We start from the raw sequence: 15,138 nt of genomic DNA on the forward strand, positions 1-15,138 counted from the left end.
GCTTCACGATCAGTCACATCGGCGGCATCGGGGGCGGCGCTGTGGCGTCATCGGCCTAGTGCTTGCCGAACCATTCCTCGTAAATCCGCTGATACGCATCGCTCTCGCGCAGCGCGAGAAGCGCCTCATTCACGTGCTTACGCAGCGGGCTGCCGGTCGGGAAAACGATGCCGTAGTCCTCCTTATGGAAGACGCTGCCGACGGTCCGCGCCGATCCCCTGCCGTCGTGAGTTGTGTAGTAAAGCAGCGCCGGTGAATCGAAGACGACCGCGTCGACCTCCTGATTCAGCAAGGCGCCGTAGAGGTCATCGATCTTCTCAAACTCACGGACCTGAGCCCTGACCTCGTTCAAATAGATGGTTGCCGTGCTTCCCCGTGTCGTGCCGACGATCTTGCCGACGAGATCCTGCGGACTGTTGATCGGTCCCCTGATCTGCTGGATCGTCAGCGATGCGGTGAGTTGCGCCGTATAGAACGCCACGAACACCACGCCCGTGAACATCCACAGCACGGCGACGATGCGAGCGATCCAGTGCCGGGGCATTTGATCCGCCTGGGTCGCCAGCGTGCCCGCGGCCCAGAACATCGCATGGAAGATTCCCGGAAAATACCGGCTGGTTGGAATGATCCCGTTGTGATGATGCCGCTCCACCAGGAAAATCAGATGCGCCGGTATGAGGATCAGGAGCAGCGCAATGCCAAGCCAGATCAGGAGAGTGCGGGAGAAGAACAGCTCCACGAACTCGAGCAGCGGATTCGGCTCGACATTGGCGGCGGTACCGCGCACCAGGATCTGTAGTCCCGAATTCAGGATCGGTTGCGAGAAGTCGAACCTGTTCTCGCGCTCGGATGTGATCGAGATGGCTGCGATTCCGAGATCTGCCCGCCCGCTTTCCACGGCGGCAAGCAATTCGCCAACGTCGGGCGTGATGACGTACTCGGTCTCGCGATGCAGTCGCTCCCCGATGCCGTTCCAGAGCTCGATGCTGAAGCCGCTCAGGGTGCCGTTCTTCTCGATGACCAAGGGAGGGACTATTCGGGTCGCGACCCGGAGCTTGGTGGTCCCTGGCTTGGTAGTCCCCTCCTGGGCCGTGGAGCAGGAGATGCAGGCAAATAGCGCCAATGCAAGCCCGAGGGCCGCGTTGCGCGCGAGCATCTGGAACAGCCGGACGGTCCCAGCACGAAAACGGACCGCAGGATTGGCGCGAGGCTTCAAATCGTTTCCCGGTTGTGCCCTCGTTGTCAGCGTGTGCTCCGCGGTCGTGTTGGTTGCTGCGAAACGGTGGCCAGTCTAGTGCGGCAATAGGCTCTGCCGGAAGTCGCGCGGCGACATTCCGAACTGCTCGCGGAAGACGCGGCCGAAATGCGAGAGGTCATTGAAGCCCCACGCGAACGCGATTTCGCCGACCTGACGGCCTGCGAGCGCGGGTGAGGCGAGATCGCGCCTGCATTGGGCAAGACGCTCCGCAAGCACATAGCGCTGGAACGAGGTGTGCTCCTGACTGAGGAGATCGTTGACATAGCGCGGCGAGATGCCAAGCGCGGCCGCGGTATCCGACAGCGTCAGATCGGGGTCAGTGAGATGACTGCGGATATGCGCCTTCAGCCGGTAGAGCAGGGCCGAGCGATGCGTCGAGGAGGGCGGCGCCGTCTTGCCGAGCCGGTCGCTCAGCACCATGGCGACGAGATCGACCGCCTGCTCGGAAAGCGCGACGGCATGCTGCGGATCGATCTGATCGGCGCTGTGGCAAAGCCTGAAGATGAAATCGTAGGCGAGCTTTTGCAGCGGTGCGTCGGAGCCGAACGAGATCGCCGTCAGCGCCTCGGTGGCTCCGAGGCGCCGCTGCAGCATCTCGCGCGGCACCTTGAAGATGGTCTGCGTGAAGGCGTGATCGAACTTCAACTCATACGGGCGCGTGGTGTCGTAGAGTGCGAACTCGCCGGGATGGATCACGGTCTCGCGGCCGTCCTGCACGACGCCGCCGACGCCCTGATTGCCAAGCGCGACGAGAACGAAGTCGAGATCCGAGCGGGCGATCCGCGACGGCGTGCGGAAGACGTGCTGGCGGTCCGAGCAGACATCCGAACAGACCGCGCGCCCAAGCGAAGCTTGCGTCACCGAGCCGCGGAAGGCGCTGCCGAGATCCGACTTGCAGTCGAGCTCGACGAAGACGTCGCAGACGATGTCCTGCCAGAGCGCCAGGCGCCGGTGCCCGGGGCTGCCGTCCGTCGTGAACTGGATGGTCATGCGCGGGCCTCCCTTTCACGAACTTGGATTGGCCCCCGCGCAGGGAAATTCGGTACCGCCGTCCCGGTCGAATTTTCATGCCGTGGCAGTCGAGCAGGCCTGGTCCAGCCGTGGCCCAATAGACTGCATCGGACGTCTGCCGCGATCAACCGGAAAGCGGCGCGTCCCAGTGGATCACGTGGAGGCGGGAATGGGCATCGAACATCCGAAATACAAAGTCGCGGTGGTGCAGGCGGCGCCGGCCTGGCTCGACCTCGACGCGTCCGTCGACAAGTCGATCGCGCTGATCGAGGAGGCCGCAAGAAAGGGTGCGAAGCTGATCGCTTTCCCGGAGGTGTTCATCCCCGGATACCCCTGGCATATCTGGCTGGATTCGCCGGCCTGGTCGATCGGCCGCGGCTTCGTGCAGCGCTATTTCGACAATTCGCTCGCCTACGACAGCCCGCAGGCGGAGAAGCTGCGGCAGGCCGTGCGCAAGGCTGGCCTGACCGCCGTCATCGGGCTTTCCGAGCGCGACGGCGGCAGCCTCTACATCGCGCAATGGCTGATCGGGCCAGATGGCGAGACCATTGCAAAGCGCCGCAAGCTGCGGCCGACCCATGCCGAGCGGACCGTCTATGGCGAGGGCGACGGCAGCGATCTTGCCGTCCACGACCGCCCCGACATCGGACGTCTCGGTGCGCTGTGCTGCTGGGAGCATCTCCAGCCGCTGTCGAAATATGCGATGTACGCCCAGAACGAGCAGGTGCATGTGGCGTCATGGCCGAGCTTCTCGCTCTACGATCCCTTCGCGCCCGCCTTGGGAGCGGAGGTCAACAACGCTGCCTCGCGCGTCTATGCGGTGGAGGGCTCCTGCTTCGTGCTTGCGCCCTGCGCAACCGTCTCGCAGGCGATGATCGATGAGCTCTGCGACCGCCCGGACAAGCATGCGCTGTTGCATGCCGGCGGCGGCTTTGCCGCGATCTACGGCCCCGACGGCAGCCAGATCGGCGACAAGCTGGCACCGGATCAGGAAGGGCTTCTGGTCGCCGAGATCGATCTCGGCGTCATTGGCGTCGCCAAGAATGCGGCCGATCCCGCCGGGCACTATTCGCGGCCCGACGTGACGCGGCTCTTGCTCAACAAGAAGCCGTATAAGCGGGTCGAGCAGTTCGCGTTGCCGGTCGACACCGTCGAGCCCGCGGACATCGCGGCGGCAGCGAGCTGACCAGGGATGCAGAGCGTCAGTGCCGGACGTTCAAGCGGCACGCGTCGTGCAGTAGGCAACCAGCTCGGGGTGGGCGGCGCAGATATGATGCGCGCCGGCGTCCCTGAGCTCGGTCTCGCTGCCATAGCCGTAGAGCACGCCGATCGCGGTCAAGCCGTTCTTGCGCGCGCCGACCACGTCGTGGCTGCGGTCGCCGATCATGATGGCCGCTTGCGGATCCACTTTCGCGGTGTCGAGGGCGTAGCGCAGGAGATCGCCCTTGTCGACGCGGGTGCCGTCGAGCTCGGATCCGAACACCTGCTCGAAATAACGCTTGAGGCCGAAATGATCGACGATGCGGCTCGCATAGACGACCGGTTTGCTGGTCGCCACGAACATGCGCGCGCCCGTCGCCGACAGCGTGGATAGAGTCTCCTCGATGCCGGAATACGCCTCGTTCTCGAACAGGCCGATATCGGCAAACCGCTCGCGATAGAGCAGCAGGGCCCGGTCGGCGAGCTCATCGGTTCCGGTGAGTTTTTTCAGGCTCGCATGCAGCGGCGGCCCGATACACCAGGTCAATTCGTCCTCGCTCGGGACGTGCTGTCCGAGCCGTTCCAGCGCATACTGGATCGAGCGGGTGATCCCGGGCTTCGGATCGGTCAGCGTGCCGTCGAGATCAAAATAGATTGTAGCCATTCCGCCCCGGCCTACGTTGATTATGCCGCCAGTTGCTAGTTCGCTTAGTCTCCGAGTTCAAGTCCGATATCGCCGGTACCATGCCGATGACACGAGCCCGATTTGCGCTCTGCCAGGCCGCCACCGCGCTGTTCCTGGTCGCGCCGGCAGCGGCATGGGACAATTCGCCCGCGAAGATCAATGTTGCCGTGCCGAGCGTCGAGGAGCTCGCGATGCCGCCGGGCAAGCCCGCCGAGGCGGCGCGCGAGAGCGATACACGGGAATCGATCTGCCTGATCATCGAGGCCGCCGCGCGCGACGCCAATCTGCCGCTGGAATTCTTCGCCCGCGTGATCTGGCAGGAGAGCCGGTTCCAGAGCGACGCGGTGGGGCCTGTGACGCGCAGCGGCGAGCGTGCGCAGGGTATCGCGCAGTTCATGCCGGGCACGGCGAGCGAGCGCGGGCTCCTTAATCCCTTCAATCCGGTGCAGGCGCTGCCGAAATCGGCTGAATTCCTCAACGAGCTGCGCAACCAGTTCGGCAATCTTGGTCTCGCGGCTGCTGCCTACAATGCCGGGCCGAGGCGGGTGCAGGAATGGCTCGCGGGCACCGGTCCGATGCCGGAGCAGACTCGCAACTACGTCTTCGCCATCACCGGGGCGACGGTCGACGCTTGGGCCAAGGCCGGCGCGACCGGCAAGGGGCCGCCGAATGCGCCGACGACGAGCTGTCGCGATCTGATGGCGCTCCTGAAGCGCGCGCCAAACCCGTTCGTCGCCGAGCTCGAGCAGCATGTGGAGCTTGCCGCCGCAAAAGTCTGGGGTGTGCAGCTCGCTGCAGGCTTCGACCGCAACAGGGCGCTGGCGATGTATTCCCGCGCCGTGACGCGCCTCAGCGCCGTGATCGGCGACCGCGATCCGAGCCTGCTGTCGTCCGTGATGCGCAGCCGCGGCACGCACGCCTTCTACCAGGTGCGCATCGGAGCCGATACGCGGCCAGAGGCGGATGATCTCTGCAACCGCATCCGCAAGGCGGGGGGCGCCTGCTTCGTACTGAAGAACCGGGGCGTGACGGGATAGGGGGTATCAACACCTGTCATTCCGGGGCGCCGCGAAGCGGCGAGCCCGGAATCCATAACCACCATCGTGAGTATGGATTCTCAGATGCGCAATTGCGCATCATAGCTCGCGCCCAAGGGGGCGCGCCCCGGAATGACGGCGTGTCAATGTGGCGCGCATGCCAGCCCAGCCTCGCGCTTTCTTGACGCGCGCCGCCCCATCCCCCGTTATGCAGGCACGATTCCTCTCCCGGCCAAGACCCCCCGTGGCGCTTCCTCCGCTCGATTCTCCTGAATGGCATAGTGCCTTTCGCGCCTTTGCGTGGGGGCTGTGCTCGATCACGCAGACCATCCTCACCATCGTGCTGTTCGTGACCTATCTGGGCATCGGGGCGCTGGCGCATGACACGCATTTCAGCCTGGCCTGGGCGCTGGCATCGACGCTGTTCGTCTGGGCGGGGCCGGCGCAGATCATCCTGATCACCACGCTCGGCTCCGGGGCGACCGTCATCCAGTCGGCGATCGCCGTGACTGTCAGCGCCATCCGCCTGTTTCCAATGGTGGTGTCGGTCCTGCCCTTGATGCGCACGCCGACGATAAAACGGCGCGAGCTGATCTTCGCGGCGCATCTCACCGCCGTGACGCTGTGGGTCGAATGCCACCGCTTCCTGCCGCAGGTGCCGCGCGAGCGGCGCATCGCCTTCGTTCACGGGCTCGGCTGCGGCCTGGTCTCGGTGTGCCTGACCGCCAACACGGTCGGCTATTTCCTCGCCGCCAACCTCACGCAGACGCTGGGCGCGGCGATCTTGCTGCTCACCCCGCTGTCGTTCCTGTTCTCGACCGCGCGCAACAGCCGCGAGATCGCTGACGTGGTCGCGCTGGTGCTCGGGCTCGTGCTCTATCCGCTGGCCGCGAAGATGAACAGCGGCCTCGACATCCTCGTTAGCGGCGTCGTGGCGGGCACCATCGCCTATGGCGTCCATTTCTGGCGAGAGGCGCGCGCATGAGTGGCTTTCTCGGCGACTGGCATGCGCTCGCCGTGCTGTTCGTCGCCGGCGTTATTCCCAACCAGATATGGCGCATGCTGGGCCTGTGGTTCGGCGGCGGCATCGACGAGGGCTCGGAGCTGTTGATCTGGGTGAGGGCGGTGGCGACCGCGATCCTGGCCGGCGTCATCGCCCAGATCGTGGTCCAGCCCCCGGGCGCGCTCGCCAGCGTGCCCGATGTCTTGCGGTATGGTGCGGTGGTCGCGGGCTTCGTCGTCTTCATGCTGACCCGCCGCTCGATCTTCGCCGGCGTCGTCACCGGCGAGCTGTTCATGCTGGCCGGCAAGTGGTGGCTGGGCTAAAACCGCCAGCGAACAGCAAGGAACAGACAAAATGGTTCGCGAAAATGAGCTCCGCGAAGGCGAGGTGGCGATCGAGCTGCCGGCGACGCAGGATGCCGGCCTCGTCTTCATCGGCCGGATCCGCACGCCCTGGACCTCGCGGCTGGAGACGCCGCGGCAGGGGCGGCATGACGGCCCGGTGTGCCGGCTGGAGATCTTCGAGCCCTTCGTGCCGGCGATCAAGGGCGTCGACTTCTACAGCAATCTCGAAGTGCTCTACTGGCTCGACCGGTCGCGCCGCGACATCATCCTGCAGAGCCCGAAGAACAACCAGAACACCCGCGGCACATTCTCGCTGCGCTCGCCGGTCAGGCCCAATCCGATCGGCACCTCGATCGTCAGGCTGGTGGGCATCGAGGGCAACACGATCCTGGTGCGCGGCCTCGACTGCATCGACAACACGCCACTGATCGACATCAAGCCGGACCGTTGCGAGTTCACACCACTGGCCGCGCCGCAGGCTGGGGATTTCGAGACGGAGTGAAGTCCTCTCCTCCGTCATTGCGAGGAGCGAAGCGACGAAGCAATCCAGAGTGTTTCCGCGGAGGCAGTCTGGATTGCTTCGCTTCGCTCGCAATGACGGGGGAAAGACCTAGCCCGCCTTCAGCGCCGCGATCAGCTGTGCCGCGTGTTCTTCCAGCGCCTTGCCGTCTTCCTTGCGGCTCGCGGGCGGCAGCAGTGCGACGCCGTCGTGGCGCGGCATCACGTGCATGTGCAGGTGAAACACGACCTGGCCGCCGGCCGGCTCGTTGAACTGCTGCACGGTGATGCCGTCGGCATCGAAGGCCTTCATCGCGGCGGCCGCGATCTTGTGCGCGCCACGCGCGACATGGGCGTAGTCGTCCGGCTTGACGTCGAGAATGTTGCGGGCCGGGGCTTTCGGGATGACGAGCGTATGGCCGGGCGAGCGCGGCATGATGTCGAGGAACGCGAGCACGTGCTCGTTCTCATAGACCTTGTAGCAGGGGAATTCGCCGCGCAGGATTTTCGCGAAGACATTGTTGGGATCGTAGGCGGTCATGCGGCTGCTCCTGAAGTTGCGGCCTTACTGTCATCACCTCTAAGAAGGCGTCAAGACGCCTCTTCGGCGCCTTTGCGGAACGGGCCCAACTCGGCAAGCTCGCGGCCGGCTTCCGCGACATACGCACGTTCGCGCTTGAGGTAATCGTCGATGGCACGGCGCAAGCCGGGGTCAGCGATGAAATGCGCCGAATGCGTCGTTCGCGGCAGGTAGCCGCGTGCGATCTTGTGGTCGCCCTGCGCGCCGGCCTCGACATGCATCAAGCCGTGTTTGATCGCAAAGTCGATCGCCTGGTAGTAGCAAACCTCGAAATGCAGGAACGGATGATGCTCGACCGCGCCCCAGTTGCGGCCGAACAGCGTGTCCGAGCCGATGAAGTTGATGGCGCCCGCGATCCAGCGGTGATTGCGGCGGGCCATCACCAGGACCACGTCGTCGCTCATGGTGTCGCCGATCAGCGAGAAGAATTCGCGGGTCAGGTATGGCCGGCCCCATTTGCGCGAGCCGGTCTCCATGTAGAAGTCGAAGAACGCGTCCCAGGCCTCCTCGGTGATGTCGCTGCCGGTGAGCCAGTGGATGCTGATGCCGGCTGCAAGTGCGTCGCGCCGCTCGCGCTTGATCGATTTGCGGTGGCGCGAATTGAGGGTGGCAAGGAAATCGTCGAAGGACGCAAAGCCATCGTTGTGCCAGTGGAATTGCTGGTCGGTCCGTTGCAGGAAGCCGTGCTCGGCGAGCAGCTTCCATTCGGCCTCGCGCGCGAAGGTGACGTGCACCGAGGAGGCCTTGCTCACACCGCACAGCGCGATCAGCCCGCTGGCCAGGGCAGAGGCGATGCGCTCGCGATCGACGCCATCGCGGATCAGAAGGCGCGGGCCGGTCGCCGGTGTGAAGGGAACCGAGACCTGCAGCTTCGGATAGTAGCGCCCGCCGGCGCGCTCATACGCATCCGCCCAGCCGCGGTCGAAGACGTACTCGCCTTGCGAATGCGATTTCAGATAGCAGGGCACGACGCCCGCGACGCGGCCATCGAGCCTGGCAACGAGATGCCGCGGTCCCCAGCCGGTGCGCGCCGTCGCTGAACCCGACTTCTCCGCCGCCGACAAAAAGGCGTGGGAGACGAATGGGTTATAGGACGGTGTTAAGAGTCGGGCGGAATCGCCTGGGAGCTCGGATGAGGTTCCTGCGCCATGTCCGTTGCAGGCCTTGCCGGGATTGGCGCAAGCGTCCCAGTCCTCCGGCGTCACTTCGCCAATGGATGGTACGGCCTCGAGCGTGATTTCGGATGATGCCATCGCGCCCAAGATCGTGCATTGCAGCAGCGACTTCAAGAGGCGGGAACTGACGCGGCGCGAATGCGGTGTCGAGGATGACACGCAATTCCATCCGCGAGTCGTCCTGGCGAAAGCCAGGACCCATTACCCCAAGGAGAAGTTGTGGCGCAGCGCCGCCAACCACCGGTTCTTCGCGCCAACTGCGTTCGGTGGTTATGGGTCCTGGCTTTCGCCAGGACGACATTTGGGGCGCCCTACGGCACGAACGCCTCAAAGATCATCTGATCCGCACACCGCGCAGCCCGCGTCCGCTGCTCGGGTGTGCGCACGGTCCAGCCGAGCAGGGCACAGCCGAAAGCGTTGCGCGCGATCCATGGCGCCGGCGCCGGCAGATCGTCGACCTTGAAGGCGACGAAATGCGGCTGGGTCTGAAAGCCGTGGCGCAAGTACAGCATGCTGTCGCGCTGGGCTTGTGTCAGCTTCGCCCAGTACTCGTCCTCATAGGTCCGCTGCGCGACGATGCCGCGTGGGCGCGAAGGCAACAGCTCGCGCAGCGCCAGCACCTGGTCCGGATCGAAGGACATGCCGACGGCCGGCCCGTCATAGGAGGCGAGCACCTCCGCCATCCGCTTCACGAGCTTGCGGTCGTCGCCAAAATGGCTCTTCACCTCGATCACAAGAGGAACCCGCCCGGCGACCATGGTGCAGAGGTCCGACAGCGACATCATCCGCTCGGACGTGTCCTTGAACTTGACGGCCCTGAGCTCAGCCGCGGTCTTCTCGATCAGCTCGCCGTTGCCCTCCGTGAGTCGACCGAGCGCATGGTCGTGATGCACCATGGCTTCGCCGTCGGCGGAGAGCTGGATATCGACCTCGATGGCGAAATTGCCTGCGATCGCAGCCTGCACCGCGCCCGGCATGTTCTCGACGATACCGCGTGAAATGTCATGCAGGCCGCGATGGGCGACCGGCCGCGCAGTCAGCCAATCCGGAGCACGCACGTCTCTTGCTCCCGGATCAGGCGACCTCGAACACGCCTTCGACCTCGACCGCGGCGTCCGCCGGGAGCGAGGCGACGCCGACGGTGGTGCGGGCATGGCGGCCCTTGTCGCCGAAGGCCGCGACCATCAGGTCGGAGGCGCCGTTCAGCACCTTCGGTCCGTCGACGAAATCCGGCGCCGAGTTGATGAAACCGCCGAGCCGCACCACGCGCACGATCTTGTCGAGGTCGCCGAGCGCCGCCTTGACTTGCGCCAGCAGGTTGATGGCACAGCCGCGCGCCGCCGCCGCGCCCTCTTCGATGGAGACGCCGGCGCCCAGCTTGCCCTTGGCGATCAGCTTGCCGGCCGGATCGAAGCAGACCTGACCGGAAACGAACAGGAGGTTGCCGGTCCGCACGAACGGCACGTAGTTGGCCACGGGGGTGGGGGCCTCGTGCAATTTGATGCCCTGTTCCGCCAGTTTCTGCTCGACCGTGCCCGCCATGTTCCGACCTCGATGTCATCTGGAAATTCTGTCCGGCCTCAAGCCGGCCAGCGCGCCTGTTTCGCCGATTGTGCAGTGACATGCAAGGCGGCGAGGCGGCGGCCCGGGCGCCCGGCAGGGTTGCATCTTTCCGAGGCAAGGCAGCGATTTTCTTGGGAAAAAGCGCAACTTTCCGTGAAGCGGCCGCAGTTGCGACGCAATGCGACGGTCATTAAAATGACGAATCTCGATTTCCCCAAGGAATATTCATGGTGCACCTTTTCCGGACGTCGCTCGGTGTCATGGCGCTCGCGGCTGTTGCTGTTGGTGCTTCCGGCGGGGCTGAGGCCGCGAATGGTCCTTTCCTCTCGCACCAGGCCCTGTACGAGCTGAGCCTGGCCAAGTCGCGCTCCAACTCGATCAACAGCGCGCGCGGTCGCATCCTCTACAATTTCGCCGGCAATTCCTGCGAGGGCTACACGTCGGAATTCCGCCAGGTTTCCGAGCTCGACAGCGGCGAGGGCAAGGTCACGCTCAGCGATCTCCGCTCCAATTCCTGGGAAGACGCGGCCGGCAAGAGCTATCGTTTCAAGATCGAGACGCGGATGAACGATACCGGCTCGAGCCAGGTCGACGGAACGGCCGAGCGCGATGGCGACCACATCAACGTCAAATTGAAGCTCCCGGTGCCGAAGAATTTCACGCTCGACGGCACGACTGTGTTTCCGACCGAGCAGATCCAGCGCATCATTGCCGCCGCCAAGGAGGGCAAATCGCTGCTCGAGCTCTCCGTCTATGACGGCTCCGACAATGGCGAGAAGGTCTACAACACGCTGACCGTGATCGGCCAGCCGATCACGGCCGATCGCGCAGCGTCCTCGCCCGATCCGTCGACGTCCGACGAGCACATGAAGTCGCTGACGCGCTGGCCGGTCACCGTCAGCTATTTCGACCGCGAAGCCCAGCAGAAAGAGGGCGAGCAGACGCCCGTCTACGCGATGTCGTTCGAGCTCTACGAAAACGGCGTCTCGCGCGCGCTGGTGCTCGACTACAATGATTTCGTGATTTCCGGCGCGCTCGGCAAGTTCGACGTCAAGGATACGAAGCCCTGTAATTGAGCTCTCGTGTCCCGGACGCGGCGCGGCGTGTAACGCTGCGACGCAGAGCCGGGACCCAGCCGCATGGGCCCCGGCTTAGCAGCGCACCACGCCGCGAATGGGCGGCGCGCTGCGCAGCATCCGGGGCAAGAGACCTTGGCGCACTCTATCCCCCCGTCATTGTGAGCAAAGCGAACCAAGTCAGCGACGCCATCGCAGGGTTGGCCCGCACCGATGAGGGTCTGAATGTCCCGATTATACTGGATTGAAGTTTGCGCTGCTGGACGCTTAGCGATCATGGCGCGTCCGCGCTCTGACGACTGGTTGGACGCGGAGGTCAACGAGTGGAAGCGCTCTGGCGTCGATGTCGTTGTAAGTCTTCTGGAGCACGAGGAGGTTTATGAGCTTGGGTTGCAGCATGAAGCCGAGCTTTGCCGTTCTAGCGGGATCGATTTCAAGTCCTTCCCGATTCCGGATCGCGGATTGCCTGATTCTCGGCGCGCGGCTTTGCAGCTAGCTGGCCCTCTGGCTGCCGGAATACGAGACGGTCGTTCGATAGCGATCCATTGCCGGGCAGGGATTGGCCGGTCTTCAGTCATTGCCGCATGTGTATTGATCTGTTTCGGGATCGAAGCGGAAGAGGCGCTTGCGTTGATCAGAGCCTCGCGAGGCGTGATCGTGCCGGACACCGATCAGCAGCGCGATTGGGTGGTGGGCTTCGGCGATACGCTACATGACGAGATGCGGCCCTGCGGATAGGCGAATGCAGTCACCGAGACTGTATTCGGAATTGCAGACTGGCCCAGAGCGTCAGCCCCGGCTACGCTCCCTCCCAATCACAAACGTCAGGGAGGCACCCATGCCCAAGATCGACCATCTCCGCCCGAGCGGCCTCCACCACAATCCGGCCTATTCGCACGTCGTCACGGCCTCCGGCGCGCGCACCATCTACATCTCAGGGCAGGTATCGACCGACGAGGAGGGCAGGATCGTCGGCGAAGGCGATCTCGCTGCGCAGACGACGCAGGTGATGCAGAACCTTGGCCTCGCGCTGAAAGCCGCCGGTGCGAGCTACGCCAACATCGTGAAGATCACCACCTTCGTGGTCGGCTACAAGCCCGAGCTGCGCCCCATCATCGGCAAGGCCCGCTCCGTCTTCTTCGAAGGCATGGAGCCGCCGGCCAGCACGCTCGTCGGCGTCACCGCGCTCGCGGCGCCGGAATGGCTGATCGAGATCGAGGCGGTGGCGGTTGCGGATTGATTTCGACCCGTAGGATGGGTTGAGCTCTTGCGAAACCCATCGTTCTCTTGTCGGACGAGATTGATCGGTTTCGCTTCGCTCGACCCATCCTACCGGTTACGGGTGCTTTGCGTTGGACATCCCCTGCAGAACGCCCAACGCTTCATCAGCCCTGTCATCGGGCACGAACAGGTGGTCGTGAAAGAAGGCCGAAACCGCATTCACGCTGATGCCGGCTTTGCCTAGCCGCGTCGTGATCGCAGCCAGGAACCCGACCGCTTCGAGCGAGGAATGAACCGTCAGGGTGATCAGGCGCGAGGCGAACGCGTGAGGAAGTCCTGCCGCTTCGGCCTCTTCACGCCGGATCACGAGCGTGGTGCCTTCCTGTTCACGAAACGTCAGCAGCGGGTTGATACCGGCCGGAATGCTCTCGTTTGGCGGGATCGTGCAGAACACGAAGGTGCCTTCCTGCATTTCCGGCTTCATGTCCCCCAACAGCGCATTGAGATCGCGTTCGCCTGTCACGGTTGTTTGCCTTTCACGAAATTCCAACAGCTCGATATCTGAGCGCGACATGCTTCCCCAAGGTCGTCCTGGCGAAAGCCAGGACCCATTACCCCAGGGAAAAGTTGCGGCGCTGAGCTGTCAACCGCGGGCCTCCGCCAAACCGAGGCCGGTGGTAATGGGTCCTGGCTTTCGCCAGGACGACATCGAGGGATTGGCCATCGGCTATTGTTAATGCGACAGCAGATGACTCTCACTCTTGCGCCTTCTCCGGCCCGTCATACGCAATGCCGCGGATCACCGCGGCGCTGCCGAACTTTTTGCGCAGGCCGTCGATGGCGCGTTCGGCGTGGGCGGCGCGGCGGTCGAGCATGTCGGTGTCATCGGCGGCCGAGCCCGTGCGCAGCGCGCTGACGCCGGCGCCCATCAGGCGGAAGGCGGTGCCGTCGATCTCCTTGGTCAGCATCTCGCGGCAGATCGAAAAGATCTTTGCCGCCAGCTGCGTCGGCGCATTGATCGATTGCGAGCGCGTGCGCTGGCGGAAGTCGGCGGTCTTCAGCTTCAGCGTGATGGTCGAGCCCGCAAGCTCGCTGCTCTTGAGCCGTGAAGAGGTCTTCTCGCAGAGTCGCCACAAGATCTTCTCCAGCGTCGCGAAGTCGCGGATGTCGGTCTCGAACGTGGTTTCGCTGGAAATCGTCTTGGCGCCGCGGTCCGGCTCGACGCGGCGATCGTCGATGCCGCGGGCGAGCCGCCAGAGTCTGCGGCCATCGCTCGGAAACTGCCGCATCAGCTCGATCTCGTCGGCCTTCTGCAGATCGGCGATGATGCGGAAACCGCGCTGAACAAGCCGCTCCTGCGTCGCCGGCCCGACGCCGAAGATGAAGCCGACCGGCCTCGAAGCCAGCATGAGGCGCGCTTCCTCCTGGTCGAGGGGCGCAAAGCCGCGCGGCTTGTCGAGATCGGAGGCGATCTTGGCCAGAAACTTGTTGCAGGAGAGCCCGACCGACACGGTGATACCGATGTCGCGCTCGACGTCGCGGGCAAAGCGCGCCAGCACCTTTGCCGGGATCATCCCGTGAGCGCGCTCGGTGCCGGAGAGGTCGAGGAAGGCCTCGTCGATCGACAGCGGCTCGACCAGAGGCGTCAGCGCCTGCATGGCGTGGCGTACCTCGCGACCGACGCGGACGTATTTCGCCATGTCTGGGCGGATCACGGTTGCATGCGGGCAGGCTTCCAACGCCCTATACATCGGCATGGCCGAGCGCACGCCAAACGTGCGCGCGATATAGCAGGCGGCCGACACCACGCCGCGCTTGCCGCCCCCGATGATCACAGGCTTGTCCGCTATGTCAGGATTGTCGCGCTTCTCGACCGTCGCGTAGAACGCGTCGCAGTCGATATGGGCGATCGTCAGCGCGGCGAGTGCGCGGTGGCGGACGAGGCGCGGGGAACCGCAGGCGGAACAGCGTCGCGCCGACATGCCCTGGTCGGCCAGACAATCCCGGCAGAAGCAGCGGGGCCCGGCCGCCTCAGGGGTGCTCACGGCACGTCGCGCTCCCAGTGCGGATCGCCCAGCACCTGACGAGCCGCGGCGATGTTGGTCGGATGGAGTTCCGAGGCGCTCGCAAAGGCCTTCACGGTTGCGTCATCGCGCAGCACGAAATCGAGCACGCTGATCAGGAAATTCGGGTCGGAGGCCGCGTTCCGCAGCGTCTCCGGGCCGATGCCTGTCTCGGCCAGAAACAGGCCCAGCCTTTCGGGATCGCTGGCGACGAAGGACAACGCCTGAATCGCAACGATTTCAGCTACTTCGCGGGGGTTTTGAACAGGCTTTTTCAAGCGGACGGTTTGCCTTTCCGTTAACTTTCGGTCTCTAATTTGGAATCATCATGCCCGAGTCTGGTGAGCTCAGACAAGCAACTGGAAACCAAATCGCGGAAAGTTGGCCCTCGGGTTTAACGAAACTAGAGCGAATCTGAGGCTAG

The 15,138-nt window shown here is 64.4% G+C and carries 18 protein-coding genes; 8 read left to right on the forward strand and 10 right to left on the reverse strand.

The features are described from left to right. Nucleotides 1-55: 55 nt before the first annotated feature. Together NLN62_RS37040 and NLN62_RS37045 are read right to left on the reverse strand one after the other, a co-directional pair. Nucleotides 56-1,216: a transporter substrate-binding domain-containing protein gene (locus tag NLN62_RS37040; RefSeq protein ID WP_156944286.1), complete on the reverse strand. Its 1,161-nt coding sequence runs from the start codon at nucleotides 1,214-1,216 to the stop codon at nucleotides 56-58. 75 nt (nucleotides 1,217-1,291) lie between these two features. Next, the gene (locus NLN62_RS37045; RefSeq protein WP_027523016.1) at nucleotides 1,292-2,248 is read right to left on the reverse strand and encodes a helix-turn-helix domain-containing protein; all 957 of its coding nucleotides are present in this window, start codon (nucleotides 2,246-2,248) and stop codon (nucleotides 1,292-1,294) included. 190 nt (nucleotides 2,249-2,438) lie between these two features. Between NLN62_RS37045 and NLN62_RS37050 the strand changes: the two genes are divergently transcribed. Then, a complete protein-coding gene (locus NLN62_RS37050) occupies nucleotides 2,439-3,455 on the forward strand; it encodes a carbon-nitrogen hydrolase family protein (protein WP_027523015.1) in 1,017 nt (338 codons plus the stop codon). A 30-nt stretch (nucleotides 3,456-3,485) separates the two neighbouring features. On the opposite strand, the gene NLN62_RS37055 is transcribed toward NLN62_RS37050, so the two are convergent. Then, nucleotides 3,486-4,133 carry an HAD family hydrolase gene (locus tag NLN62_RS37055; protein WP_027523014.1) on the reverse strand — a complete coding sequence of 216 codons (648 nt, stop codon included), beginning with the start codon at nucleotides 4,131-4,133 and terminating at the stop codon, nucleotides 3,486-3,488. 86 nt (nucleotides 4,134-4,219) lie between these two features. Between NLN62_RS37055 and NLN62_RS37060 the strand changes: the two genes are divergently transcribed. From NLN62_RS37060 to tsaA, 4 genes are all read left to right on the forward strand, one after another. Next, complete coding sequence (locus tag NLN62_RS37060; protein ID WP_254112051.1) at nucleotides 4,220-5,191, forward strand: transglycosylase SLT domain-containing protein; 972 nt, start codon at nucleotides 4,220-4,222, stop codon at nucleotides 5,189-5,191. Between the two features lie 244 nt (nucleotides 5,192-5,435). Next, nucleotides 5,436-6,176, forward strand: coding sequence for an AzlC family ABC transporter permease (locus NLN62_RS37065; RefSeq protein WP_254112052.1), 741 nt, complete (start codon nucleotides 5,436-5,438; stop codon nucleotides 6,174-6,176). Beyond that, entirely contained in the window at nucleotides 6,173-6,517 is a 345-nt protein-coding gene (locus NLN62_RS37070; protein WP_254112053.1) for an AzlD domain-containing protein, read from the forward strand. The genes NLN62_RS37065 and NLN62_RS37070 overlap by 4 nt, the downstream gene beginning before the upstream one ends. A 31-nt stretch (nucleotides 6,518-6,548) precedes the next feature. Next, nucleotides 6,549-7,040, forward strand: coding sequence for a tRNA (N6-threonylcarbamoyladenosine(37)-N6)-methyltransferase TrmO (tsaA, locus tag NLN62_RS37075; RefSeq protein ID WP_027523010.1), 492 nt, complete (start codon nucleotides 6,549-6,551; stop codon nucleotides 7,038-7,040). Between the two features lie 108 nt (nucleotides 7,041-7,148). Here the strand turns inward: tsaA and NLN62_RS37080 are convergent, their stop codons facing one another. The 4 genes from NLN62_RS37080 to NLN62_RS37095 form a co-directional block, all read right to left on the reverse strand. Next, on the reverse strand, nucleotides 7,149-7,577 hold the full coding sequence (locus NLN62_RS37080) for an HIT family protein (protein WP_254112054.1): 429 nt from the start codon (nucleotides 7,575-7,577) through the stop codon (nucleotides 7,149-7,151). Between the two features lie 50 nt (nucleotides 7,578-7,627). After that, complete coding sequence (locus tag NLN62_RS37085) at nucleotides 7,628-8,869, reverse strand: GNAT family N-acetyltransferase (protein ID WP_254113812.1); 1,242 nt, start codon at nucleotides 8,867-8,869, stop codon at nucleotides 7,628-7,630. 233 nt (nucleotides 8,870-9,102) lie between these two features. After that, the gene (locus NLN62_RS37090; protein WP_254112055.1) at nucleotides 9,103-9,849 is read right to left on the reverse strand and encodes a glycerophosphodiester phosphodiesterase; all 747 of its coding nucleotides are present in this window, start codon (nucleotides 9,847-9,849) and stop codon (nucleotides 9,103-9,105) included. A 16-nt stretch (nucleotides 9,850-9,865) separates the two neighbouring features. After that, nucleotides 9,866-10,333 carry a RidA family protein gene (locus NLN62_RS37095; RefSeq protein WP_254112056.1) on the reverse strand — a complete coding sequence of 156 codons (468 nt, stop codon included), beginning with the start codon at nucleotides 10,331-10,333 and terminating at the stop codon, nucleotides 9,866-9,868. 248 nt (nucleotides 10,334-10,581) lie between these two features. On the opposite strand from NLN62_RS37095, the gene NLN62_RS37100 reads away from it, so the two are divergent. The 3 genes from NLN62_RS37100 to NLN62_RS37110 all read left to right on the forward strand — a co-directional run bounded on the left by NLN62_RS37100 (nucleotide 10,582) and on the right by NLN62_RS37110 (nucleotide 12,670). Beyond that, nucleotides 10,582-11,430 (forward strand): cell envelope integrity EipB family protein, encoded by an 849-nt coding sequence (locus NLN62_RS37100; protein WP_027523005.1) that lies wholly within the window; start codon nucleotides 10,582-10,584, stop codon nucleotides 11,428-11,430. A gap of 225 nt (nucleotides 11,431-11,655) precedes the next feature. Beyond that, nucleotides 11,656-12,168 carry a dual specificity protein phosphatase family protein gene (locus NLN62_RS37105; protein WP_371933066.1) on the forward strand — a complete coding sequence of 171 codons (513 nt, stop codon included), beginning with the start codon at nucleotides 11,656-11,658 and terminating at the stop codon, nucleotides 12,166-12,168. 100 nt (nucleotides 12,169-12,268) lie between these two features. After that, nucleotides 12,269-12,670: a RidA family protein gene (locus tag NLN62_RS37110; protein ID WP_254112058.1), complete on the forward strand. Its 402-nt coding sequence runs from the start codon at nucleotides 12,269-12,271 to the stop codon at nucleotides 12,668-12,670. Between the two features lie 96 nt (nucleotides 12,671-12,766). Here the strand turns inward: NLN62_RS37110 and NLN62_RS37115 are convergent, their stop codons facing one another. From NLN62_RS37115 to NLN62_RS37125, 3 genes are all read right to left on the reverse strand, one after another. After that, on the reverse strand, nucleotides 12,767-13,174 hold the full coding sequence (locus NLN62_RS37115; protein ID WP_027523003.1) for an ACT domain-containing protein: 408 nt from the start codon (nucleotides 13,172-13,174) through the stop codon (nucleotides 12,767-12,769). A gap of 232 nt (nucleotides 13,175-13,406) precedes the next feature. After that, nucleotides 13,407-14,696, reverse strand: a complete 1,290-nt coding sequence (locus NLN62_RS37120; protein WP_027523002.1) for a DNA polymerase IV — start codon at nucleotides 14,694-14,696, stop codon at nucleotides 13,407-13,409. Further along, nucleotides 14,693-14,992, reverse strand: coding sequence for a DUF3572 domain-containing protein (locus tag NLN62_RS37125; RefSeq protein ID WP_027523001.1), 300 nt, complete (start codon nucleotides 14,990-14,992; stop codon nucleotides 14,693-14,695). Before NLN62_RS37125 ends, NLN62_RS37120 begins: the two co-directional genes overlap by 4 nt. Nucleotides 14,993-15,138 lie beyond the last annotated feature (146 nt).

Source organism: Bradyrhizobium sp. CCGUVB23 (assembly GCF_024199885.1).
Lineage (GTDB): Bacteria > Pseudomonadota > Alphaproteobacteria > Rhizobiales > Xanthobacteraceae > Bradyrhizobium.

Bases quoted from the DNA above. Each gene is read 5' to 3' on its own strand.
- NLN62_RS37050 (WP_027523015.1), top strand. From the start codon at position 2,439: ATGGGCATCGAACATCCGAAATACAAAGTCGCGGTGGTGCAGGCGGCG.
- NLN62_RS37080 (WP_254112054.1), bottom strand. From the start codon at position 7,577: ATGACCGCCTACGATCCCAACAATGTCTTCGCGAAAATCCTGCGCGGC.
- tsaA (WP_027523010.1), top strand. From the start codon at position 6,549: ATGGTTCGCGAAAATGAGCTCCGCGAAGGCGAGGTGGCGATCGAGCTG.
- NLN62_RS37095 (WP_254112056.1), bottom strand. From the start codon at position 10,333: ATGGCGGGCACGGTCGAGCAGAAACTGGCGGAACAGGGCATCAAATTG.
- NLN62_RS37100 (WP_027523005.1), top strand. From the start codon at position 10,582: ATGGTGCACCTTTTCCGGACGTCGCTCGGTGTCATGGCGCTCGCGGCT.
- NLN62_RS37055 (WP_027523014.1), bottom strand. From the start codon at position 4,133: ATGGCTACAATCTATTTTGATCTCGACGGCACGCTGACCGATCCGAAG.
- NLN62_RS37060 (WP_254112051.1), top strand. From the start codon at position 4,220: ATGACACGAGCCCGATTTGCGCTCTGCCAGGCCGCCACCGCGCTGTTC.
- NLN62_RS37045 (WP_027523016.1), bottom strand. From the start codon at position 2,248: ATGACCATCCAGTTCACGACGGACGGCAGCCCCGGGCACCGGCGCCTG.
- NLN62_RS37105 (WP_371933066.1), top strand. From the start codon at position 11,656: ATGTCCCGATTATACTGGATTGAAGTTTGCGCTGCTGGACGCTTAGCG.
- NLN62_RS37110 (WP_254112058.1), top strand. From the start codon at position 12,269: ATGCCCAAGATCGACCATCTCCGCCCGAGCGGCCTCCACCACAATCCG.
- NLN62_RS37085 (WP_254113812.1), bottom strand. From the start codon at position 8,869: ATGGCATCATCCGAAATCACGCTCGAGGCCGTACCATCCATTGGCGAA.
- NLN62_RS37070 (WP_254112053.1), top strand. From the start codon at position 6,173: ATGAGTGGCTTTCTCGGCGACTGGCATGCGCTCGCCGTGCTGTTCGTC.